The 24107-nt window shown below is 53.0% G+C and carries 16 protein-coding genes and 1 pseudogene; all 17 read right to left on the bottom strand.

The window, feature by feature from the left end:
- Positions 1 to 280, bottom strand: a pseudogene (locus tag ACZOWY_RS10730) (M14 family metallopeptidase); the annotation flags it as partial.
- A gap of 256 nt (positions 281 to 536) precedes the next feature.
- Positions 537 to 1565 (bottom strand): extracellular solute-binding protein, encoded by a 1029-nt coding sequence (locus ACZOWY_RS10725; RefSeq protein ID WP_484397460.1) that lies wholly within the window; start codon positions 1563 to 1565, stop codon positions 537 to 539.
- Positions 1566 to 1751: 186 nt separating this feature from the next.
- Positions 1752 to 3134 carry a TrpB-like pyridoxal phosphate-dependent enzyme gene (locus ACZOWY_RS10720; protein ID WP_484397454.1) on the bottom strand — a complete coding sequence of 461 codons (1383 nt, stop codon included), beginning with the start codon at positions 3132 to 3134 and terminating at the stop codon, positions 1752 to 1754.
- 71 nt (positions 3135 to 3205) lie between these two features.
- The gene (gene lpdD / locus ACZOWY_RS10715) at positions 3206 to 3595 is read right to left on the bottom strand and encodes a prenylated flavin chaperone LpdD (protein WP_484397449.1); all 390 of its coding nucleotides are present in this window, start codon (positions 3593 to 3595) and stop codon (positions 3206 to 3208) included.
- Positions 3596 to 3600: 5 nt separating this feature from the next.
- Positions 3601 to 4164 (bottom strand): UbiX family flavin prenyltransferase, encoded by a 564-nt coding sequence (locus ACZOWY_RS10710; protein ID WP_484397444.1) that lies wholly within the window; start codon positions 4162 to 4164, stop codon positions 3601 to 3603.
- Between the two features lie 4 nt (positions 4165 to 4168).
- Positions 4169 to 5521 (bottom strand): UbiD family decarboxylase, encoded by a 1353-nt coding sequence (locus tag ACZOWY_RS10705; RefSeq protein ID WP_484397439.1) that lies wholly within the window; start codon positions 5519 to 5521, stop codon positions 4169 to 4171.
- Between the two features lie 44 nt (positions 5522 to 5565).
- Positions 5566 to 6351: a tryptophan synthase subunit alpha gene (trpA, locus tag ACZOWY_RS10700; protein ID WP_484397435.1), complete on the bottom strand. Its 786-nt coding sequence runs from the start codon at positions 6349 to 6351 to the stop codon at positions 5566 to 5568.
- Positions 6344 to 7528 carry a tryptophan synthase subunit beta gene (gene trpB, locus ACZOWY_RS10695; RefSeq protein ID WP_484397432.1) on the bottom strand — a complete coding sequence of 395 codons (1185 nt, stop codon included), beginning with the start codon at positions 7526 to 7528 and terminating at the stop codon, positions 6344 to 6346. Before trpB ends, trpA begins: the two co-directional genes overlap by 8 nt.
- A gap of 20 nt (positions 7529 to 7548) precedes the next feature.
- The gene (locus ACZOWY_RS10690; RefSeq protein WP_484397428.1) at positions 7549 to 8193 is read right to left on the bottom strand and encodes a phosphoribosylanthranilate isomerase; all 645 of its coding nucleotides are present in this window, start codon (positions 8191 to 8193) and stop codon (positions 7549 to 7551) included.
- A gap of 86 nt (positions 8194 to 8279) precedes the next feature.
- Complete coding sequence (gene trpC, locus ACZOWY_RS10685; RefSeq protein ID WP_484397424.1) at positions 8280 to 9092, bottom strand: indole-3-glycerol phosphate synthase TrpC; 813 nt, start codon at positions 9090 to 9092, stop codon at positions 8280 to 8282.
- Positions 9093 to 9111: 19 nt separating this feature from the next.
- Positions 9112 to 10134, bottom strand: coding sequence for an anthranilate phosphoribosyltransferase (gene trpD, locus ACZOWY_RS10680; protein ID WP_484397419.1), 1023 nt, complete (start codon positions 10132 to 10134; stop codon positions 9112 to 9114).
- Positions 10135 to 10613: 479 nt separating this feature from the next.
- On the bottom strand, positions 10614 to 15179 hold the full coding sequence (gene gltB, locus ACZOWY_RS10675; protein ID WP_484397415.1) for a glutamate synthase large subunit: 4566 nt from the start codon (positions 15177 to 15179) through the stop codon (positions 10614 to 10616).
- Between the two features lie 323 nt (positions 15180 to 15502).
- Entirely contained in the window at positions 15503 to 17698 is a 2196-nt protein-coding gene (locus ACZOWY_RS10670; protein ID WP_484397410.1) for a SpoIIE family protein phosphatase, read from the bottom strand.
- Between the two features lie 84 nt (positions 17699 to 17782).
- Entirely contained in the window at positions 17783 to 18217 is a 435-nt protein-coding gene (locus ACZOWY_RS10665; protein ID WP_484397405.1) for an ATP-binding protein, read from the bottom strand.
- Between the two features lie 16 nt (positions 18218 to 18233).
- Complete coding sequence (locus tag ACZOWY_RS10660) at positions 18234 to 18569, bottom strand: STAS domain-containing protein (protein WP_484397401.1); 336 nt, start codon at positions 18567 to 18569, stop codon at positions 18234 to 18236.
- Between the two features lie 113 nt (positions 18570 to 18682).
- A complete protein-coding gene (locus ACZOWY_RS10655) occupies positions 18683 to 20443 on the bottom strand; it encodes an MATE family efflux transporter (RefSeq protein WP_484397397.1) in 1761 nt (586 codons plus the stop codon).
- The gene (locus ACZOWY_RS10650; protein WP_484397391.1) at positions 20436 to 24071 is read right to left on the bottom strand and encodes a non-ribosomal peptide synthetase; all 3636 of its coding nucleotides are present in this window, start codon (positions 24069 to 24071) and stop codon (positions 20436 to 20438) included. Before ACZOWY_RS10650 ends, ACZOWY_RS10655 begins: the two co-directional genes overlap by 8 nt.
- Between the last annotated feature and the right edge of the window lie 36 nt (positions 24072 to 24107).

Genomic DNA, 24107 nt, shown 5'->3' with positions numbered 1-24107 from the left:
CCATGCGCGCCCAAAAGGCCGAAACATTCACCGGGTGCATGATAACGAGACAACCGTGGATATCTTCGGGGGTCAGTTCTTTACCCAGTTCCATAGCCGCCGCAGTCCCCGGATATTCGCTGCCGTGTACGCCTGACGTGACCAGAACGGTGGGTCCGTCAAACTTTCCGTTGATAAACGTTACGGGTATGGTGTTCAGGGTACGTGGCACATCCACAAAAGTACGTAATTTGGTTCCGGGTTCAATATGGTGGTTTGCAAAGCAGACTGTGTGTAACATGGTTCCTCCTAAATTACTATTGAATTTAATAAAACGAAAACACAAATGAAACTAAATACTAATTTATGAAATATATATTAGCAAAATTCTTCTTCTTTTTCAATATACCATATGAATAACTTTCTGTTCTACGGGGATACCCTCTTTAGACGACCGTCCTCCTTTCCCGGTTAGTCTTGGCTAACCATGTGTTCAAAAAAATCCCCCGGGTTATGCGCCTCCCGGGAGACCTGTCATCAACACTTCCACACTGACATCACTTCATGATTTCGGCAAATTTATCCTTGACAATCTTTTCTTCTACCGCCAGCTTGTTCCAGTTCACCGACAGGGAGTGGATTCGCAGATTGTTTATATCTTGCGCGCCGGCAGGCTCCCTTACGCCGTACTTCACCGGGTGCATATAGGCCAGGCTCATAGCCGACTGCCCTTCTTTGCTCAGCCACCAGTCCACTAATTTTTTTGCCCCCTCAGGGTTTACAGTGTCCTTCATGATAGCGATATAACCGGGTACCAAGATGCTGCCCTCTTCCGGATACACGACGGTAGCGTTAACACCCTGGGTGGCTTTCTGCTTCAGTACGTTTTCTTCCATGGTGATAGTGATAGGGTACTCGCCTTTAGCAAATTTTTCGCGCATCTCGCCGGTTTTGCTTACCACCACGCCGTTAGCTTTCAGTTTCTGCCAGTATTCCCAGCCGTATTTGTCCGTCAGAGCCGCCACGGTTGACAGCGCTGTTGCCGCTACCTTCGGATCTGGCATGGCAATCTTACCTTTATACTTTGGATCTAACAAATCCTTCCAGCTTTTCGGTGGTTCCTTAATCTTATCGTTATGTACCGCAATCACCATGGCGCTGATACGAATGGGCGTAAAGGCTCCGTCCGCATCCACAGCTTCCGCAAGCTCCGCTGCTTCCGGAGACTTATAGTTCAGCAACTTGCCGTCTTTCTTCAGTTGCAGATAAAAACCCGGATCCGAAATCATCACAATGTCCGCTTTTGCCTTGCCGCTATTCAGCTCTTCATGGATTCGTTCCTTGACTTTTTCACTGCCTTCCGTCCGCCAGTCAACCTTAACATCTTTCAGTTGCTGTTCCACGACTGGCTTGGCCATATCCTTTACCATGCCGTTGTAAACGGAGGTGTAAACCGTCAGAGCAGCAACCGGTTTAGCCGCAGCCTTCTGTTCCTTTTTTGCATTCTGCTCCGTACCGCCGCAGCCTGCCGCCAGCATCCCAACCGCCAGCATGAAAGCCGCTATTCCCGTACAGAATCTTTTCATCGTCATCGCTCCTTTCTCATAAACTGGTACCTATTCAACTTTGCAAAACATTTGAATATTTGTTCATGTGTTTTTTATATGATGATAGTACCATAAAACCGTTTACTTGTAAAGAGCTTTCACCCAAAGTCATCTTTACTTTTAAGAACGAAACAAGATACAACCATTTAACCTTGACGATCGTTTTTATTTCTGAATCCCCGGAATCTTCGGCAGCCGGTCCAGGCTCACTGCCAGTTCTTCGTCCGTGGGGATATAGTCGTTCATATTGCCGGCCTGGTAATTTTCATAGGCCAGCATATCAAAGAAGCCGGTACCGGTGAGGCCGAACAGTATGGTTTCACTGCGGCCTTCTTCCTTGCAGCGTTTTGCCTCTTCAATGGCGCCCAGAATGGCATGAGCGGATTCCGGTGCAGGCAGGATGCTTTCGTATTTGGCGAACAGTGTCGCTGCTTCGAACACATTGGTCTGTACAACAGCCTTTGCTTCCATATAACCGTCATGGTACAGCTTGGACAGGATGGGCGCCATGCCGTGGTAGCGAAGGCCGCCCGCATGGATGGGCGACGGGGTGAAAGTGCAGCCCAGGGTGTACATTTTCGCCATGGGCGTAATTTTGCCGGTGTCGCAGAAGTCATAGGCGTAACGGCCCCGGGTCAAGGACGGGCAGGAGGCCGGCTCGATGGCTACCAGACGGGGATTCGCCTTCCCCTGCAGCTTGTCTTTGGCAAAGGGCGCAATGAGACCGCCCAGATTGGAACCGCCGCCGGCACAGCCAACCACTACGTCGGGATATTCATCCAGCAGCTCCATGGCTTTGGCGCTTTCCAGGCCCACAATGGACTGGTGCAGCAACACCTGGTTCAGCACAGAGCCCAGTACATACTTCACATTGTCGCCGGAAACAGCCCGCTCCACCGCTTCGGAGATGGCGCAGCCCAGACTTCCCGGGTTATCCGGATTATCCGCCAGGATCGCCCGGCCTGCATTGGTAGTATTGCTGGGACTGGCTACCACGCTGGCTCCAAAAGTCTGCATGATCGCTTTGCGGAACGGTTTCTGATTATAGGAAGCCTTCACCATGAACACTTCCAGGGGCAGACCGAAATAGCAGCAGGCTTCCGAAAGGGCTGTGCCCCACTGACCAGCGCCGGTTTCCGTGGTCACACCGTTCAGTCCCTGCTTTTTTGCATAATAAGCCTGGGGAATGGCGCTGTTCAGCTTGTGACTGCCGGACGTGTTGTTGCCTTCAAATTTATAGTAAATCTTTGCCGGAGTATCCAGTGCTTTTTCCAGATTGTAGGCGCGGCACAGCGGGGACGGACGGTAGTTCTTGTACATCTCCAGCACTTCAGGCGGAATCTCGATATACTGGGTATCGTTATCCATCTCCTGATGGGCCAGTTCTTTACAGAAAACCGGATACAAGTCTTCCTCGGATACCGGTTTTCCCGTTGCGGGATTCAGCATGGGCTCCGGTTTTTCCTTCATGTCCGCACGCAGGTTATACCACGCTGTGGGGATCTGTTCTTCCGTTAAATAGAGTCTGTGGGGTGATTTCTTTGCCATGTTTCATTCCTCCTGAACATTTTAATTTATAATATAAGATTATGTAAAATCATGTAAAAATTTACAACCTGTCAACCGTGTTTTTCCTTATTTATAATATATTGGCAGATGAACCGTTCCGCCAGTTCCTCCGCCTGGCTGCAGAGATACAGTATCTCTTCCCCGGAAGCATTGTCTGTGTGGATTCCCACATTTACGGAAACAGGTTCGCCCACGGCGAGACAGATTTTCCGCGCAAGCTCCCGGGCCAGTTCTTTGTCCTTATGGCCGGGCAGTGTGATATCCCAGGTGTCGCAACTGGACAGGTCCCCGCAGCTTTTCGGCGGAAGCGATGCCAGGGCTGTACCGCCTAAATGGGGGCGCTCCCCGCCGGTAATAAAAATCACCAGCCCGTTGCCATCGGCAGTCAGCGCCCGGAACCGAACCTGATATCTTCCTTCCCCCTGCGTAAGTTCAAACATATCCGCTACCGCCTTCCTTCCCAGGACTTCATCCGTTCATAGATGATTCCGAATTGCAGCAGTACTTTACCCACCACATGATGGATTTGGTCTTCTACCGTCTGGGACCCGTTATAAAAGGTCAGCATCGGCGGAACGATGGTACAGCCGTATTGGGCCGCCAAACTCATGTTGTGCAGATGAATCTTGCCCAGGGGCATTTCCCGGGGGCAGAGCACCACGCACCGGTTTTCCTTCAGGCAGACATCCGCCGCCCGCAGCAGCAGGTTTTCTGCGTAGCCGCTGACGATCCCCGCCAGAGTCTTCATACTGCAGGGAAGGATGATCATACCGTCGGTTACGAACGAGCCGCTGGCAATTTTTGCCGCAAGGTCGTCTTCTTCATACACCGCATCTGCTAAAGACGACAGTTCCTCAAAAGGTCTATCGGTTTCATACTGCCAGGTAAGCCGGGCCGCCTTGCTGGTCACTAAATGTATTTCACAGTCAGGCGCATCCTTCAGTGCTTTCAGGAGATAATAACTCATGATGACCCCGGAAGCGCCTGTAACTCCCACAATAATTCGCATTTTACTACTTTTTTCCTATTTCTATTTCATAACGGCTCAGGTCTACATCCCGGAATGCGACTTTTTTGTTCCGTTCTTCCTGACCCGGCTTAACGGTGCAGTCAAAGCCGAATTTTGTTCCCACCCCGTAATCCGTAGCCGGATTCAGTTCGTGGCAGGCCGCGTGTTTGATGATCACCATGTCCTCCGTCACATTGCAGCGGGTGGTAATGGCCCGCATCACGTCCTCCGCGTCGAAGATGTCCACATCGGAATTCACCACCGTCACCATGTTCATGGGCGGGAAGGCGGCAAACGCAGCCATAATAGCATTCTTGCCCATGCCGGGGCGGGTTGGCTCCATCTGTACCACACAGCCGAAGAAGCCGCAGTTGCCGTGGGACAGGTATACGTTCTTCACCCCACCCACCATTTTAGAAACCGTCGCCAGAATCGAAGCCTCCGCGGTACAGCCAACAGAGTTCCAGACCTCTTTGCCCGGCAGCAACGTGGACATGAGAGGCTGCTTCCGGTTGGTGATCGCCGTTACTTCCACGACCCAGCGGTTATCCTTTTGGGCATAAAAGCCGCTGACTTCTCCAAAGGGACCTTCCGGTTCCCGGATGTTTGGCAGCATGCGTCCTTCGATGACGACTTCCGCATCGGCCAGCCCTTCCACCCCTACCGTTTTGCTTCGGGACAGACGTACCGGCTCTCCCCTGTTCAGGGCAGAGGCAACGCCTAATTCATCATCACGGATGCCGGTCCCTGGATAGGTGGCGCAAACATACACTGCCGGGTCCACACCGTTGTTGATTGTAATCTCCAGCGGCTGGCCTTTGGCTTCCGCCCGTTCATAATAACTGCGCAGGTGACGCCCCACATCCATCAGCATAGCCAGCCGGTTTTTTCCGGTAATCATCAGCCGGTGGATAGACGTGTTCCGCACGCCCGTATCCGGATCTTTCGCAATGACGATGCAGTTGCTGAAATACGCGCCGCCGTCCTCCAACGCCAGGGTAGGCACCGTCAGTTCGTACAGATTAGGGGTCAGGGTCACTTCTTCCTGGCAGGGCGGGTTTTCCACGATAACCGGCGCCACCGGTTTCTCCTGAAAGCTTTTCCCGGCAGCCGCGAAAACGCCGGGAACCTCTCCCGCTTTTACGCCGAACAGGGAACCGATGATATCCCGGTTCCACCAGAGACCGCAGGCCACCGGATACTTCTGCCCCTTGACCCTGTCAAACACAACGATCTTTTCCTTCCCCTCAAATTTCTTGGCGATACCTGCCAGTTCATGTACCGGATTCACTTCACTTTTGATGTGAACTACTTTGCCCTGCTGCTCCAGCCTGGCGATTACGCTGCGAAAATCCATGCTTCCCCTCCTAAACATTTAGCTTTTCTATTTATTATATCTTTCTATTCTTCACAGGCTTTCACTGCATCCGTCATATTCTTTACGTATTCTTTGACCGGTTCCACGCAGTCTTTTCCGTACTCTGCGATCATTTTCACAATAGCGCTGCCTACGATGGCCCCGTCGCTGAGTCGGGCCATTTCTGCCGCCTGGACCGGGGTAGAAATACCAAAGCCCACGGCAGCCGGCGTATCCGTCACTTCCCGGATCTTTTTATAAATTGTCCCGATATCCGTTGTAATCTCGCTGCGTACACCGGTAACGCCTAAACTGGAAACAATGTATACATAGCCTTTCGCGCCTTTTGCAATTTTCTGGATCCGGTCTTCCGATGTGGGAGCAATCATGGTTATGCGGTCCACTCCGTACTTTTCGCAGGCTGTTTCCAGCTCACCCCGTTCCTCATAGGGAACGTCCGGCACGATGGTCCCGTCCACGCCTGCTTCCGCGCAACGGGCATAGAACTTATCCGTACCGTAATGGAAAATCGGGTTGGCGTAAGTCAGGAACACCAGCGGTATATCGGTTTCTTTCCGCACTTCTTTAATCATATCAAAGACCTTGTCCGTGGTAGTGCCGGCGTTCAGGGCCCGGATATCGGCTTCCTGAATTACCGGGCCTTCCGCCATGGGATCGCTGAAGGGAATACCCAGCTCGATGATGGTGGCCCCCGCCTCTTCCATGGCCAAAATCAGCTTCTTCGTGGTTTCCAGGTCCGGGTCGCCTGCTGTAATGAACGGCACAAACATCTTTTTATGATTTTTCAGTACATCTGCTATCTTACTCATGCAAATCCCTCCCCAAATATCTGGCAATGGCCGCCACGTCTTTATCTCCCCGTCCGGAGAGGTTCACTACGATGATTTTATCCTTATCCATAGCAGGCGCCAGCTTCATGGCATAAGCCAGGGCATGAGCGCTTTCCACTGCCGGGATGATGCCTTCCGTCTTGGACAGGTACATAAACGCATCCACCGATTCCTGATCCGTAGCGGGCACATATTCTGCCCGGCCAATGTCGTGAAGGTACGCATGTTCCGGTCCGATGCCGGGATAATCTAACCCGGCGGAAATGGAATACACCGGCGCAATCTGTCCGTATTCATCCTGCAGGAACAGGGATTTCATGCCGTGGAAGATACCTTCCGAACCCCTGGCGATGGTAGCCGCTGTCCGCTCAGTATCCACACCTTCGCCTGCCGCTTCCACGCCGATGAGGCGTACGTCCTTGTCCGGGATGAAATCGTAGAAGATACCCATGGCGTTGGACCCGCCCCCGACACAGGCGATGACCGCATCCGGCAGCCGCCCTTCTTTTTCTAGCAGCTGGGCTTTCACCTCTTCCCCGATTACCTTCTGAAAGTCCCGCACCATTTCCGGGTACGGGTGGGGCCCCATAACGGATCCCAACACATAATAGGTGTCTTCCACCCGGGCCGTCCAGACCCGGAGCGCTTCATTTACCGCATCCTTCAGGGTACCGGTGCCCGTGGTGACGGGCACCACCTTCGCCCCCAGCAGTTCCATGCGGAACACGTTCAAGGCCTGCCGTTCGCAGTCTTCCTTGCCCATGTACACAGTGCATTCCATGCCCATCAGCGCCGCCACCGTCGCCGTTGCTACCCCGTGCTGGCCTGCCCCGGTTTCCGCGATGACGTGTTTCTTGCCCATTCGCTGTGCCAGCAGGCATTGCCCTAATACATTGTTAATTTTATGGGCTCCGGTATGGTTCAGATCTTCCCGCTTCAGGTAGATTTTGGCCCCGCCCAGATCTTTTGTCATCTTTTCCGCATAATACAGCATGCTGGGGCGGTTGGCGTAATCCCGGTAAAGCTGGCGCAACTCGTTCCAGAAGGCCTTGTCATTCTTGTAATACTCGTATGCCCGTTCCAGTTCCAGCACTGCGTTCATCAGCGTTTCCGGAATGTACTGTCCGCCGTGGATTCCAAATCTTCCCTTTGTCATGATAAACTTCCTTTCTGCCCTTATCCTCGTATCGCTTTCATAAATGCTTCCATCTTTATCGGGTCCTTAACTCCGTCAGTCTCTATTCCACCGGATACATCTACTCCGTAAAAGTAAGGAAACAGCCTTGCATCCTCTTGTACCTGCCTTATAACCTCTGGCACATTTCCCGCGTCCAATCCTCCTGCCAGGAAGAAGGGTTTTTCAATCTGCACTCCTTTTAATAAAGAAAGGGAGAACGTTTTACCGGTGCCGCCGTAGATATCCGCTGCGAATGTATCGAACAGGTAAAAGTCTGTCTGTTCCGCTTCCTTCATTAAAATATTGTCTGTCTCTGTTCCTTGCAACCGGACCGCTTTGATGACTTTTGCCCGGGTAAGGGTTCTCAGCTTTGCAATATAAGCTGCGTCTTCATCTCCGTGCAGTTGCAGCAAATCGGCAATCCCCGAATTTGCCAGGACAGCGGCTTCTTTTGCTGGCATGTTTACCAGCACCGCCACCGTTTTTATTCCGGGGTCAAGCAGTTCTTTCAGCGCAGCAGCCTTCCCTTTCGTGACCTGCCGTTTGCTTTTTGCAAACACAAAGCCTGCAAAGTCAGGCTGCAAGCGGTTCACTGCTTCTATGTCTTCTTTCCTGCGTATGCCGCAGAATTTAACGTGAATCATATGTAACTCCCCGTTGCGCATCTGGCTACTTAATGCTGATTAATTATTGTCTGCCCGGCACTACCCGGAACAATCCAATACGTTTCTCACGCTTCCCTTAACTTCCGCAGCATCTCTTCCGGGTTCCCGCTGCGCATCAGCGTTTCCCCGATCAACACACCGTTGAACCCTTTCGACTTTAAGCTTCGGATATCGTCTTCATTCCGGATTCCGCTTTCCGCAATACAAACACGGTCTTCCGGAATTTCCTTCCGCAGCTGCAGGCAGGTCCTGATGTCTACTGTAAAATCCTTCAAATTGCGGTTATTAATACCGATAATCCTGGCTCCGCTTTTCAGCGCCGTTTCGATTTCCTGACCGTCATGCGTCTCCACCAGTGCATCCAGCCCTATGCTTTCCGCCTCCAGCCTGTACTCCTCCAGCTGGCTCGCCGACAGGATGGCGCAGATCAGTAAAACTGAACTGGCTCCCATCGTTTTCGCCTCATAAATCTGGTACGGGCTTACGGTGAAATCCTTGCGAAGCACCGGCAAGTTCACTTGTTCCGCAATTTCCTGTAAATATACATCCGAGCCCAGAAAATACTCCGGTTCTGTCAATACGGAAACGGCTGATGCGCCGCCCTGCTCATAAGCTTTTGCGATGTCCAGATAGGGGAACTCCGGGGATATCAACCCCTTAGAGGGAGAAGCCTTTTTACATTCGCATATAAAGTTCAGCCCGGGGCGCTGCAGGTTTGCCAAAAAGCTTTTGGCTCCAGATGCAGGTATTCTGCGTCCATCCGTTGCAGACTGCTTATGAATCTGTTCCGCCTCTGCCCGTACCGCCGCTGCACTCTTAACTCTTTCCAGTTTTTCGACCCGTGCCCTGGCTGCTGCTGCTAATGTATCTAAAATCATAATCTTTAAACCTTGTTCCTCACTCCGGCCGGTTGCTGAATTCAATGAAGTTCTGAAGAGTTGCCAGCGCCTTGCCGGAATCTATCAGTTCCGCTGCCAGCACAACGCCCTCTTTCATGTCCTTCGCCTTGCCCCCGATGTAGAGTGCCGCTCCTGCATTCAGCAGCACCGCGTTTCGTTTATGTCCCTTCACACCGTTCAATATATCCAATGTAATCTGCGCATTCTCTGCCGGCGTGCCCCCCTTCAGATCTTCCTTCTTACAACGTCCGAAGCCGAAATCTTCGGGAGTAATCACATACGTCTTATACCAGCCGTCCTTGATCTCACAGATTGTGGTGGGCGAGCTGAGGGAAATCTCATCCAGCTTATCCTGCCCGTACACCACCATGCCCCGCTTCACGCCTAGACTGGTCAGAACCCGGGTCAGTGGTTCCGCCAGGTAACCGTCATACACGCCCAGAAGCTGCATAGCCGGCGAAGCCGGGTTCGTCAGCGGCCCCAGGATATTGAACACGGTGCGAAATCCCAGTTCCTTGCGGATAGCCCCTACATATTTCATGGAAGTGTGGTATTTCTGCGCAAAGAAGAAGCACATACCCACTTCCTTCAGCAACTCCACACACTTTGCGGGGCTCTGGCTGATGTTCACACCCAACGCCTCCAGACAGTCTGCCGTACCGCACAGGGAAGACGCCGCCCGGTTTCCGTGCTTGGCTACCTTCATTCCGCCTGCCGCCGCAATCAGTGCCGATGTGGTGGAGATATTGAAGCTTTGAGCGTTGTCGCCGCCGGTACCCACAATTTCAAAAACATCCATGCCCGTATCTACTTTTGTGGCATGGGCCCGCATGGCAGCGGCGCACCCGGCGATTTCATCCGTGGTCTCCGCCCGGGCGCTTTTCGTGGAAAGGGCTGCCAGAAACGCAGCGTTTTGCGTCGCCGTGGTTTCCCCGCTCATAATCTCATTCATTACCGTGTATGCTTCGTCGTAAGTCAGATCCTTTTTGTTCACAATTTTGAAGATAGCTTCTTTAATCATTTGTCAAATCCCCCTCATTTGTTTTTTGAATACAGGCACACATCATATTTTGACATCTTCCTACGAGTTACAGGCATCTGTTCAAAAAGCCAAACAAAAAACCTGTCCTCGCATTTAACAAGGACAGGTTACGTTTTATAAACCTGCGGTACCACCTTGATTCACAGCTTACGCCGTGCCCTCTTCGAATGCCAACACATCCTCCTTCCCTAACGCGGACGAAACGTTGTGCAATACTCTCTTTCGATTTCAGCACACCCTCAACGGTCCATTTACCAACCAGCATTTCTATCCGGATCCCAGCTGCCCGGACTCTCTGTGAGCGCTTCTATTGGCTTGATCTCCGTCTCAACGGTTTTGTGGTTATTATTAATTTTAAACGTAGTTTAGCACCGGGAAAGAACTTCGTCAAATGATTTTTCGCTTTCCGATACTAATTTTTATATTTTTGTTTCGATGTGTAAATTATGTTACGGTTTTTATTTGTTCTCCATAAACGCCAGCCTTCTGGCTTCCTCGTCACTGTGGCCTTCCGCCTTAAATCGCGCAATGTTCAGCATCATGGCCTTGTATTCTCTGGGGATAACTTTCGTAAAACGCTGCACCGTGTCATCCCATGTATCCAGCAGGCGTTTTGCCAGGGGGCTCCCGGTAAATTCCAGATGCCGTTCCACAATGGCTTTCACTTCATCCTGTTCCCCGGCATCTTCCAGTTTTTCCAGTTCCACCAGATCCCGGTTGCACAGCTCGGGCTGCATATCCAGCACGTAAGCCACACCGCCGGACATGCCTGCGGCAAAGTTACGTCCGATTTTACCCAGGATCACCGCACGGCCGCCGGTCATATATTCGCAGCCGTGGTTGCCGATGCCTTCCACCACCGCCGTGGCCCCGCTGTTACGCACACAGAACCGTTCCCCGGCCTGACCGTTGATATACACCTCGCCGCCGGTGGCCCCAAAACAGGCCACGTTACCAATGATTACATTCGCTTCTGCTGCAAAGGAAACCTCTCGTGGCGGGAAAACCATCAGCCGGCCACCAGACAACCCCTTGCCAAGATAATCGTTGGCATCCCCTTCCAGGGAAAGGGTCAGGCCTTTGGGGATAAAGGCCCCAAAACTCTGGCCTGCCGAACCTACAAAGGACAGCTTGATGGTATCTTCCGGCAGTCCTTCTTCCCCGTAACGGCGGGTAATCTCGCTGCCCAAAAGCGTACCCGTCACCCGGTTGGTATTCCGGATGCGCAGCCGGGCCCGGATAGCCTTTTTGCAGTCCAGCGCTGGTTTGCACATGCGCACCAGCTTGGACATATCCAGCGTTTCCCCAATGTTGTGTTCCTGCCGGTGCAGGCAGCGGTGTCCTACTTCCGCGCCCGTATAGGGACGGAACAACAACCGGTCCAAATCTACTTCCGCAACTTTCCAGTTAGCCGCGCGTTCCCGTTGTTTCAACCGATCCGAACGTCCCACCATCTCGCTGACAGTGCGGAACCCAAGACGGGCCATAATCTCCCGCAGGTCCTGGGCCACAAACTTCAGATAGTTGATTACATATTCCGGTTTACCGTTAAAACGTTTCCTCAGTTTTTCGTCCTGGGTACAGATACCGAAGGGACAGGTATTCAGATTGCAGACCCGCAGCATATGGCAGCCCAATGCAATCAGCGGACCGGTTCCAAAAGCAAACAATTCTGCTCCGAACAGGGAGGCAATGGCTACATCCCGTCCGGTCAGGATTTTTCCGTCTACTTCGATTTTTACCCGATCCCGCAGTTTGTTCAGCAACAATGTCTGCTGAACTTCTGCCAACCCCAGTTCCCATGGGATGCCAGCGTGCCGCATGCTGGAACGGGGCGATGCCCCGGTACCGCCGTCATAACCGCTGACGGTAATACCGTCCGCTTTGGCCTTCACTACACCCGCCGCAATGGTACCGATGCCGGATCCGGCCGTCAGCTTTACGCTGATATCCGCATCCTTGTTAGCGTTCTTCAGGTCAAATATCAGCTCGGACAAATCTTCAATAGAATAAATATCGTGATGTGGCGGCGGCGATATCAGCGCCACGCCCGGTGTAGAGTGACGGGTTTTACCGATTTCCGGATAGACCTTGCTGCCCGGCAGATGGCCTCCCTCGCCGGGCTTTGCCCCCTGAGCGCATTTGATCTGCAGTTCCCTGCCGTTCACCAGATAATTGCTGGTTACACCGAACCGGGCCGTCGAAACCTGCTTCACCCCGTCGCTGGGATCGTCCCCGCCCTCTCGTTTCACAAAACGGGCCGGGTCTTCCCCGCCTTCCCCGCAGTTGCTCATAGAACCGATCCGGTTCATGGCAATGGCGATACACTCGTGGGCTTCCTTGCTCAGCGCGCCGTAACTCATGGCGCCGGTACGGAAATGACGCAGGATCTTGTCTACCGGTTCCACCTCTTCAATGGGAATACTGCAACCCGGCGGGCACTGGAACTCCAGCAGGTCCCGAAGGCGGAACACAGCGCCTTTGTCTACGATTTTTGCAAATTCTTTATATGCTTTATAATCTTCGTCCTTGCATGCTTTCTGCAGGAACCGTATCGAATCCGGATCCAGAATATGGGGCTGATCTCCGCCTTTATGGTACATATAATAATCGCCGCTGGGCAGGTCGCCTTCGTCTTTATAGGCGTTCTGATGCCGCAGCTGGGTTTCCCGCGCAATTTCCGCTAACCCCAACCCTTCGATACGGGACGGCGTATTGACAAAATATTTCTGTATCAGTTCCTGTTTTAATCCAACCGCTTCAAAAATCTGGGCTCCGTGATAACTCTTTACGGTGGAAATGCCCATCTTCGCCATAACGGCAAGAATACCACTGACCGCAGCCTTCAGATAGTTCGCCTGCGCTTCTTCCGCACGCAGGCCCGGCAGCAACTTGCCTTCTTCTGCCAGCGCATGTACAGTATCCAGTGCCAGGTACGGGTTGATCGCTGTGATGCCGTAGCCAATCAGCGTACAGTAATGGTGAGTCTCCCTCGGTTCGCCGGATTCCAGTACCAAACCTACATCGGAGCGAACCGTCTTTTTGATCAGATAATTATGCACCGCTGCCGATGCCAGGAGAGCCGGCACTGCCGCCATGCGGGAGTTCACACCCCGGTCAGACAGCACTAAAATGTTGGCACCATTGCGGATAGCCCGGTACGCATCGATGCAGATGGATTCGATGGCCGTTTCCATCGCTTCCACCCCGCCGTTCACCGGATACAGCATGGACAGGGTCACGGTCCGCAGCTTGTCCGTCTGCAAGTTCTTGATGACTGCCATCTCCCGGTTGGTCAGCAAAGGACGCAGTACTTCCAGTGCCGCCGTGCCTTTTTCGTCCGGCTCCATAATGTTAGCCACGTTGCCGATCATCACCCGGGAGGATGTTACGATACTTTCCCGCACGCCATCAATGGGCGGATTCGTCACCTGGGCAAAATTCTGCTGGAAATAATCGTATAGCATCTGGGGCCGTTCCGAAAGCACCGGCAGGGGCGCATCGATACCCATGGCGCCTACCGGATCCTTACCCATACGTGCCATGGGTACAATCATCTGGGTCAGGTCTTCCTGGGTATAACCGAAAACCTTTTGCTGTTCTTTTAAATCAAAGGGGATCAGCATATCATTGATCATACTGCCCCGTTCTTCCACCAGCTGATCCATCTCGATGATATGTTCACGGCACCATTCCCCGTAAGGATGGGACGTGGCCAGCAGGTGTTTGATCTCGTCGTCTTCCACAATACGCTGTTCCGCCGTGTTAACCAGGAAAATACGTCCCGGTTCCAGCCGTCCCTTATATGCTATCTGGTCCGGGGCAACCGGCACCGCACCGGCTTCAGAACTCAGCACCACCCGGTCGTCCTTTGTCACATAATAACGGGCCGGACGCAGGCCGTTCCGATCCAGCATACCGCCGATTACCGTTCCGTCGCAGAAGCAGATTGCTGCCGGTCCGTCCCAGGGTTCCATCATAAAGGTCTGATAACGGTAAAAGTCTTTTTTCTCCCGGGGCATGGACGGATCCTTCTCCCAGGGTTCCGGAATCATAGTAATCATAGCGTGGGCCATGGAGTGTCCGGTCATCATCAGGTATTCCAGGCAGTTGTCGAACATGGCGGAATCACTGCCGGAGTCATCTACCACCGGGAACACCTTTTCCATATCGGGGAAGTACGGCGATTTCGCCTTGCTTTCCCTGGCATTCAGCCAGTTGATGTTGCCCCGGATCGTATTGATTTCCCCGTTATGCACGATGTACCGGTTAGGATGGGCCCGGGCCCAGCTGGGGAACGTGTTGGTACTGAAACGGGAATGGACCAGCGCCATGGCTGTCGTAAAATCAAGGTCTGACAGATCCAGATAAAAATGTCGCAGCTGCAACGAGGTAAGCATGCCTTTATATACAATTGTGCGGGATGACAGGCTGGCAATATAAAAATCCGTACCCATCACCTGGCTTTGTGGAATAATCTCCTTTTCCGCAACTTTGCGGATGATGTACAGTTTCCGTTCGAAATCCATCTGGCTTTTCACGTCCGGCGCCTTACCGATGAACACCTGGATGATCCGGGGGCGGATGGACTTGGCCGCTTCCCCGATGATACTTTCGTCAATGGGCACCTCCCGCCAGCCCAAAATGCTCTGGCCTTCCTCCCTGACGATTTTCTCAAAGGCTTCCATCTGTTTTTTACGGAAGGATTCGTAACGGTGGGCAAAGATCATGCCCACGCCGTATTCCCCTGCGGGCGGCAGGGAAAAACCCAACACTTCGCATTCCCGGACAAAGAAATCATGGGGGATCTGCACCAGGATGCCAGCCCCGTCGCCGCTCTTCTGGTCTGCGCCTTCCGCGCCGCGGTGGTTCAGGTTTTCCAGAATCTTCAGGGCATCGTCCATGATGCCGTAGGATTTCTCCCCCTTTATGTTGACAACAAACCCGATTCCACAGGCGTCGTGTTCAAACGCCGGGTCATATAAGCCCTGGGGCTCCGGTAAATCTCTAAGAATCCGTTCCATAGATAATCCCCCTCTTTGCTTTACTGCAGTCTCTTCTCCAATACTGCTTTTTATACAATTATCAGAATGATATATGTACACAGTATAACAATACAAGGTTCATCCGTCAATAAAAAATATAGTTTCAGAAACATAAAATCCAATATGTAAACACATTTATATTGTATTTTTAATATTTTTCGGCGTTTAATTCTAAATATATTGTATTCTGCATACAGATGACGGAATAACATACAACATCACAAAATAAAACAGCGGCAGGGAATGTTCTATCAACATTCTCTGCCGCTGCAGGAAAACCACTGATGAAATGCGGCTGCTTTTTATCCGTTGTAGCGAATCGCCAGCATGGTTATATCGTCAGATTGCTCCGCCTTGCCCGCATGGGCGTTAATATCTTCCCGCAATCCGGCCAGCGTCTCCGCAATCGGTACATCATTTCCGGCGGGTAAATCCTGAATGGCCGCCTGCAGGCGCGCCTCCGAATACACCTTTCCGGATTCGTCCATGGCCTCGGTTACGCCGTCTGTATAACAGAATAACATGGAGCCGGGCGACAGCTGCAAGTTCTCCTGTGTAAAGCAGATGTCCTCTTCCACGCCCAGCATCAGGTTTTTCTTCGCAGGCCGGAGATATGTGAACACGCCTTCCTTACCCTGACGCAACAACGGCGGGTTATGCCCGCAATTCACATACGTAAAATGGCCGGTACGGGTATCGAGGACGCCGAAGAACACCGTTACAAACAGCATCTCTTCATTGTTCTCGCAGAGTTGACGGTTTGCGCGCCGGATCACCTCCGCAAAGTTTTCCGTTTCCCCCGCCGATAACGCCGAATTTTTCAGGATCGTCTTGGCAATAACCATGAAAAGCGCGGCAGGCACGCCTTTGCCGGATACGTCGGCAATGGTGATGACCAGCCGGCGATCGTCCAGCATGTAAAAATCGTAAAAATCGCCGCCCACTTCTTTCGCCGCTGTCATGGTGGCAAACAGTTCAAAGCCTTTATTTTGAGAAACTTCCCCGAAATTCCGGGGCAGCATCCCTTCCTGAATATCCCTGGCCACCGAAAGCTCCGTAGCGATTCGTTCTTTTTCCGCCGTTACGATGGAAAGGTTACGGATATGTTCTTTCAGATTCCCGGCCATATCGTTAACACTGTCGGCCAGTAAGGCCAATTCATCGTTCCGGCGTACTTCAATCTTCTCGTCCAGGTTTCCCTGGGCAATACGCTTTACGCCGTCGATCAGGGCGAGAATGGGATTCACGAAGCGGTTTGCGATGACCGAACTGATAAAGAACAGGGCCACAAGCATACACAAAAAGATGACAATGGCCCAGTGCGCCATGGAGCGGAACGATTCATGCATCCTCTCGGTAAAGCCGGCCATCTGGGAAAGGATGTTTTCCCTGGCATAGACCGAAGGATAGACCACTACGCTTTTATGTTTCAGGATCCCATAACTCCAGCCTGTATTTTCCACCGGCGCAAAGGCAAGGAAATGATCTTCGCCGTTCAGGGTCACCAGCATTACGTCTTTCTGTCCGTCCGCCATGGCCGATGCGGCCCTGGCAATACTTGGTTCCGAACACTGGCGGAGATCGGTCACATGTTGCGGGATTGCCAGAGGTCCGGTTTCAAAGGTGGAGAAGATGATGCTTCCTGTAGCGTTTTCTATTATAAACCTGGGTTGTGACGGTGTTTTGTCATCAATTTCATCATCCTCATTTTCTTCCGTCAGGCGTAATAAAACATCGGGGTTACAGTCAATGCCGATAACCCCCGCCAGTCCTGCAGAATCGTAATAAGGCGCCACACAGGTCACGCAGCGGTTGCCGTTTGAATCGGTATACAGACCGGTAAAACCGGGTTTATTATTTTTCGCTGCCAGGGTATACCACTCCATCTTGCGTGGGTCGTAGCTTTCCAGAAATGCTTTACTGAATTTTTTGGCAGACTTATCCGGCGTTACATCCACAGCAATCAGATACCCGTGGGCGGAACCGGCAAAGGCGGCAGTATACCATTCCTGCATCTGTTCCAGTTCGTCGGCAACATTGGCAACCAGACCGATTTCCGATGCATATGCGCCAGCGCCATATTGCCGGGCCATTTCCTGGCTGAAATTGAAATAGGCTGCCCCGGAAGGAATTATGTCATGCTGCGCATTCAACAGACTTCGCGGGCTGTAACGATGGGGGCTTTTCAGGATCCTCGTCACCCTTTCCGCAAGATAACGGGCATCATCCAGCGTAGTTTCCATTTCCAGGTCGATCAGCTGCGCCTTGCCGTTTGCCTCGGCTGACAAGCGTAACTTTACCTGTTCTGCGGCAAAATTTTCCGTGAACGTAGCAGCATTATCAGCCAAAAGAGCGCCTGTCTCATCTGTATTTTTACGAATTGCATACATGCCTGCCAGGGAAACGGCCCCCGCGATGATAAAAGATACCAGCCCAGCCACTAACAGCAGAAGGAAGATCCTGCGCTGCAGGTTCATGCTTTGTTTACCAATCTTCAAAATAGCACACTCCTGAAAAATAAAGAGCTTCTGATCGATCTGTCTGGCGCCATTTCACAAAAGCTCATGCAAGCGGCGTTTTAATTACTGTTTATCAAGCACCAGGGACAAGTGGTTGGCCATATGCCCAAACAGCTCTTCATACTTATATTCTACGGATTTGAAATTCTTTTTCACAAGAAAAATACCGTATCCCCCGGGGTTCCGTTCTTCAACCGGAATATCGGCCGGGGGGCGGCGGTCTTTCTCCAGCGGGTCAAAAGGTTTGCCATGATCGGCAAATTCCAGACGGAAACATCCGTCTTCTTCTGACGTCTTTACCCAGACAAAACCGGGGTACTCATATGCGTAGGAAATAATATTCACCAGGATCTCTTCAAAGCCAAGCTCCAGCCGCAGCCGTTGCTTCGGAGACAGGCCGGCTTCTTCCGCAGCAGCCAGAACTTCACCCCGGATGCGTTCATACCAATTCATATCGGCGTCGTACCGTTTCCAGCTTCCGCTCTTTGCGTCTGCCATAGGACCAGCACCTCCGTCAGTCCAACTCATTCAGGGAAGCATATATCGTAAACAAGGCGTCCATGCCGCTGTCTTCCAGCACGGATTTTACGATGCCGGAAGGCCCGGCCAGGGAAAACACTTTACTGTTCTTTTTCGAAAGCTTATTCAGGCGCAACAGAACCCGGAGACCGGCACTGGAAAGGTAATCCATTTCCGACATGTCCAAAACCGTCTTCGGATTACGGAGAACAATGTCTTCCCCCATAGCGCTGGCCGCATCCGCCGTCACCATATCAATGCGTCCGCTCACGCTCCAGACCGTCCAACCGTTGGGGCCTTTGGTTTCTTTCTGTAAAAACTCTTTGTCCATTGGTTTCGCTCCTTTTATGAATAAATATCACATAAAATAAATTTGCGCATGAGGCCGTCGTTTTGCCCCGCTGCTTCGTTTACCAGGTTATGATCCATACCATCGTTTCCGTCTCACACGGTCAGCGTGATGGTATTAAATCCATGATAGTTACGGTACAGATACTGACGGACATGGGTCTTCACCGCATGCAGGCCCAAAGCCCGCACGTCGATGTCTTCCATCGGCTTCGATGCCGTGTCACCCTGTTCCACAGATAACCGGAAGGGATCCAGCTCCTGCCCGTCGTCCCGGAGATGCAGGGTCAATGTCCCGTCCCCGTTGGCGATCAGGGTCAGCTGGCTCAGCAGGGGATCGCCTTCCTGTCTGGCCGCCCGTTCATTCATCAGGCCGCAGATCTCCTCCATGGCCAGACGCAGGGTATTACAGGTTTTCTCCCCCACGCCCCAGGTTTTCGCAAAGGCTTCCGCGCTGTCGATCTGGGCCGCCACATCCGCCACCCTGCCCAGAAAGGCCGTACTGTACACCCGGGCCGGATCCACCGCATGGCGTTCGCCCCGGCTGCGTTTATAAAAATAAAGCACGATCAGCGTCGCAACTTCCGCCAGGGGATACACAAACCAGAACGCGTGAAATCCGTATTCTGCCAGCACAAGGGCAATCGGCAGGCTGGCGCCCAGACGGCGCATAAACACCACCAGGAAAGCCCCCCACTCGTCCTCTTCCGACTGGAAATAGTTCTGCAGCAGCAGGGCCACGCCCATGATCACGGAACCGCCGCAGAAGACCCGGGCCGCGTAGTAGGCTTTGTTCACATCCTCCACGCCCTCCAAGCCGAAAAGCAGGTCCAGTATCTGGGGCCAGACCATGACAAGAACCATAGCCAGCACGCCCAGCACCAGGGAATATGACAGCGCATACCGGAAGACCCGGTGCAGTTCCCTGAAATTACATTCCGCAAAAAACGTGGAAAACAGCGGCTGGGAAGTCTTGCCGATAAACTCATACAGGAAGATAAACAACACCGACAGGTTTTCAATGATGCTGAACACAGCCACGCCTTCCGTCCCCGCCATGCCTGACAGCAGATGGATGACAATCAGGGAAAAGACGGCGTCAAAGATGTACTCCGAAGAGGTAGCGAACCCCAGGCGCAGGGGCTTAACCGCTTCCCTGAACGAAGCCGCCTTACGCTGCAGCCGCAGGTTTCCTTTCGGGTGCGCGATGATATACACAATGCAGAGCAGCACCGCCACGAAATTGGAAATAAAGAATCCAAAACTGCAGCCGGCAATGCCCCAGTCAAAGAACAGCAACAGCAACGCGCTGATTATGAGGTTGACGATCCCGGTAGCGCTCTGCACCGTAGTGGAAAAAGAATCCGCGTCGTCATTGCGCAGGTAAGCGGTAAACACTTCCATCAGGATCTCAAAGGGAGCCCCCAGAAGGATATAAAAGATATAATCCTTCGCCATCCGGTACACGGCCCCGTCTTCAGGGCTGGTGCCCAGAAAAGCCAGTACCTGGTCTTCAAACAGAATGCCCCCTGCCGAGATGATAAAACCGATTACCAGGCTGAGCCGGAGAAAGAAGTTGAAAATACCCGAAGCGTCTTCCTTCTTTCCCTCGTGCATCAGATTGCTGTAAACAATGGCGCCGCCCATGGAAAGGCCAAACACGAAGAACGTTGTCAGAAGGAACAGCGGGGAAATGAACCCGATGGCAGCCAGCCCGTCCATACCGATGGCATGACCCACCAGAATCGTATCGCCGATTTCCGCCAGCGCCAGTCCGATGGCAGCCAGCGGCGCCGGAAGAACCGAGCGTATAAACATCTTCCGGGTAAAATAAGCATAATCTACCGTTTTATCCACGCAGATTCTCCTTTACGATTTCTCCGAGGGTCTTGCCTGCTGCCAGACCATGAATGGCAGCCGTATAATTTTTCAGGAAGCGGTCGATAAACGCTTCGCTGTATTCCAGCGTATTGTAAGTCAGATTCACATAGAAATCGTCTTTACGGCGATGCAGGAAGAATTCAAAAATTTCATCTTCAAAATCTTCAATTTCCTCATACCGGGCCTTGCCGCCGCAAAAATCAAAGTCGCCGTCATTATCTTCCCCCTGATACGAGAACGCGGCGATCAGCGGCACGGCGTCTCCTTCGTACAGGGCATGGCGACGGCACAGCAGGATGTTTTCCTGCGTGTCTTTCACAAACTGCGACGCCTTCAGGTCGTCCTGCCAGCGAACGCACAGCGGATAATGCCGGTAAATGGCGCCCATGGTCCGTTCATACCGGATATCGTCCCGTCCGTTGTAAATGGTAAGGACCGCCGAGGCCTTTTCCCCGTTTGCAAGACTCTGCAACAGGCCGAAGGCCGCGGCCAGAATGGAACCGTCGGTAACGCCGTTTGCTTTGGTAAAGGCATCTACGGCCGTCAGATCAATATGCAACGGAACCGTAATGTCTTTTGTAATATTATCATCCTTTGGATCCAGATCGCCGGGAAGTTCCCCGGCATGTTCCGTAAAGGAACGGATGAATTCTTCATTCCACTTCTGTTCTTTCTCATATTCCGGCGTACCCAGCGCGTCCTCGATATCGTCATAATAATCAAAGATGCTGTACTCTTCCGCCTGCACCGTTTCACCCCGGTACGCCGCGTCCACATCTTCCAGGAAGAGATTGATGGAATCCCCGTCGATGATGGGATGCAGGAAGTCAAAGTAGAACTCTTTCGCCACGGCGCCGTCTGCTTCTGTAATCGCAAAAAGGCGCATGACGAACATACGGGTCTCCGGCCGGTTCATGGGCTGGCGCAGGCCGGGTTTCAGGGCTTCATATTCCTGACGGGAAAGGGACTCGATAACCGGCTTCAGATTGGCAAGGTCGCCGTCCTTCCAGCGAAGCGTGCCGTCGGCAGCGGCCGTCAGCCTTGCATCCACGGCGGGATGGGCCAGCAGCGTTTTTTCGATGGCATCCGCCAGCCGGTCCAGATCGGTCTCCGGCGCCAGATATACATGGGCGTCGCAGTGCAGGCCGAACCCTTCTTCCAGGTCGTTGCCCCACTGGTAATGCAGTTCCTGAAGCGGACCGAAGAAATGGGTATCCTGTTTCACCGTCCGGAGGCGGCTCTTTTCTTCCCGCTGTCCTACCAGCTTCGCAATACCGGCCGGCGTCTTTCCTTCAAAAACAAGATTAAAATTCAGCTTCAGGTCGCGGCATTCGGCTAAAAGGCGTACCACGCTGAGGCTGTCGCCGCCGGCTTCGAAAAAGTCCTCTTCCGCGCTGACCTTTTCCATGCCTAATGCCACGGCAAAGCCTTTTGCCAGCTGCGCTTCCGTATCATTTTTCGGCGCCACATAGGGCGTTTCTGTCACATATACTTCCGGTTGCGGCAGGGCCCGCCTGTCCAGTTTGCCGTTCTGGTTCCGGGGAATGGCATCCAGCTGTACGATGGCCGCCGGTACCATGTAGGGCGGTTTCCGTTCCCGGATAAAGGATGCCAGCGCTTGCCGGTCAACCGGCGCATCCGCCACCACATAGGCAGCGATGAATTTACCGCCTGCCGGGTTGTCGCAGGCTACGACAGCCGCATCCTTCACAGCAGGGAAATCGTGTACGACCCCTTCCACTTCCGCCAGTTCCACCCGGAACCCGCGGATCTTCACCAGACCGTCCCGCCTGCCGATAAACTCAATGTTCCCGTCCTGACGGTAGCGGGCCATGTCCCCGGTACGGTACGCTGTGTCATACTCCGAATCCCGGGAAAACGGGTTGGGCACGAAAGCCTCTTTCGTTTTCTCCGGCCGGTTCAGGTAACCGCCTGCCACCTGGACCCCTGCCACCCAGAGTTCGCCCAGGGCGCCGGGAGGCACCCGCCGTCCGCAGGTATCTACCATATAGATAGCCGTATTATCCATGGGCGTACCGATGGGGATATCCGGCTCATATTTCGTCATTTTATAACAGGTGATGGAAACCGTAGCTTCCGTGGGCCCGTATTCATTGGCCACGATATAGGGATGGACCGGCTTAAAGGGAACCAGCGTTTCCCCGCCTACCACAATGTACTTCAGTTCCGGGCAGTCCATGGTCAGGGCAAACTGGCGTCCCACCTGGGCCGGCAGATCCGCAACCACAATATGATGCCGGTTGATGATCTCTGCCAGGGCCGGCAGATCCAGCTTCTTTTCTTCCGGGATCACCACGATCCCCGCGCCTACCGTAAGGGCCGGATACATATCCGCCAGAGATCCGTCGAAGCCGTAGCTGTTATAACAGGTTACACGGAATTTTTCTGTAGCTCCGAAATAACGCCGGTACCAGGCAACATATGCCATGAGATTCTTCTGTAACAGGCGGACCCCTTTAGGCACGCCGGTCGTACCGGACGTATAGATCAGCATAAACAGATCGTCCGGTTGCGGCATCTGTATCTCCGCCAGCGCAGCGGCATCCGGTAACGGCAGGGCAGGAATCTCCGACACCCGCAGGACCGTGCCGTCAAAATCCGTAAAGTTCTGTAGCCGCGGCATCAGTTCATCTGCAATAATGATAAGCCGGGCGCCGGCATCTTTCACCATAAATGACAGGCGTTCATCCGGATAGTTGGGATCCAGGGGCTCATAGGCGCACCCGGCCCGCAGTACGCCCAGGGACGCAATTACCATATATTCGGAACGGGGGATGAACACCGCTACCACATCCCCGCGGCCCAATCCCTGCCGGGATACATAGCCTGCCAGACGGTATGCCAGATTCTGTACTCTGGCATACGTATACATTTTTTCCTCGTAAGCCACCGCCATATTGTCCGGATACTCTGCAGCCCGGGCACAGAACTGTTCAATGATGGTGGTGGTTTTGTCATAAGCATGGACCGTTTCATTAAAACGGTCCAGAACGGCCATGGTTTCTTCTGCCGTAATGCGAACGCCGGCCAGCGTCCCGGCAGTTGGAAAGCTGAGGATGATTTCCCGCCAGGAAAGGGCCATCACCTTGATAAACGATTCCGTATAAAGGGAACTGTCATAGGAAACAACGATTTGCCCGGCTGCAAGATGAAATGCCAGCGCCAGCCCTTCACACTGTGCCGGTGGAATCTCCCCCGTCAGGGAAAAGGCCACGCGCCGACCGGCTTCCACTCCCAGAACCCCGGCAGCTTCTTCTGCTTCCCAGGCAAAGGCTGCGCCTTCCTGCAGCATGGTCTTTGTCTGTTCCGTCAGCTGACCGGGCGTCATATCCGGTTTCCATTCCTGCCGCAGCGGCTGATAGCCGTTCCCATTCCATATCAGCAGTCCTGCTTCGTTAAGTCCGCCGTACACGCCCAGCAGATACAGCGCCGTAGCCGCCAGTTCGGACTCTTCCGGACATGCATCCAGCGGAAGCGCAAACCGGTTCCCTGTTCCGCCTTCTGTTTCCCGTAACTCGGGAAGCGGCAGACAGTCCGGCAGTTCCGAGTTGAAATAAGTTGTACGCCATTCCTGTTTATCCATATATATTATAATGCCTCTCTTGTTTTATTACCTGTA

Source organism: Succiniclasticum sp., assembly GCF_056977735.1.
Note: the sequence above shows the minus strand (reverse complement) of the source record. Positions and strands in the feature narration are given on the sequence as shown.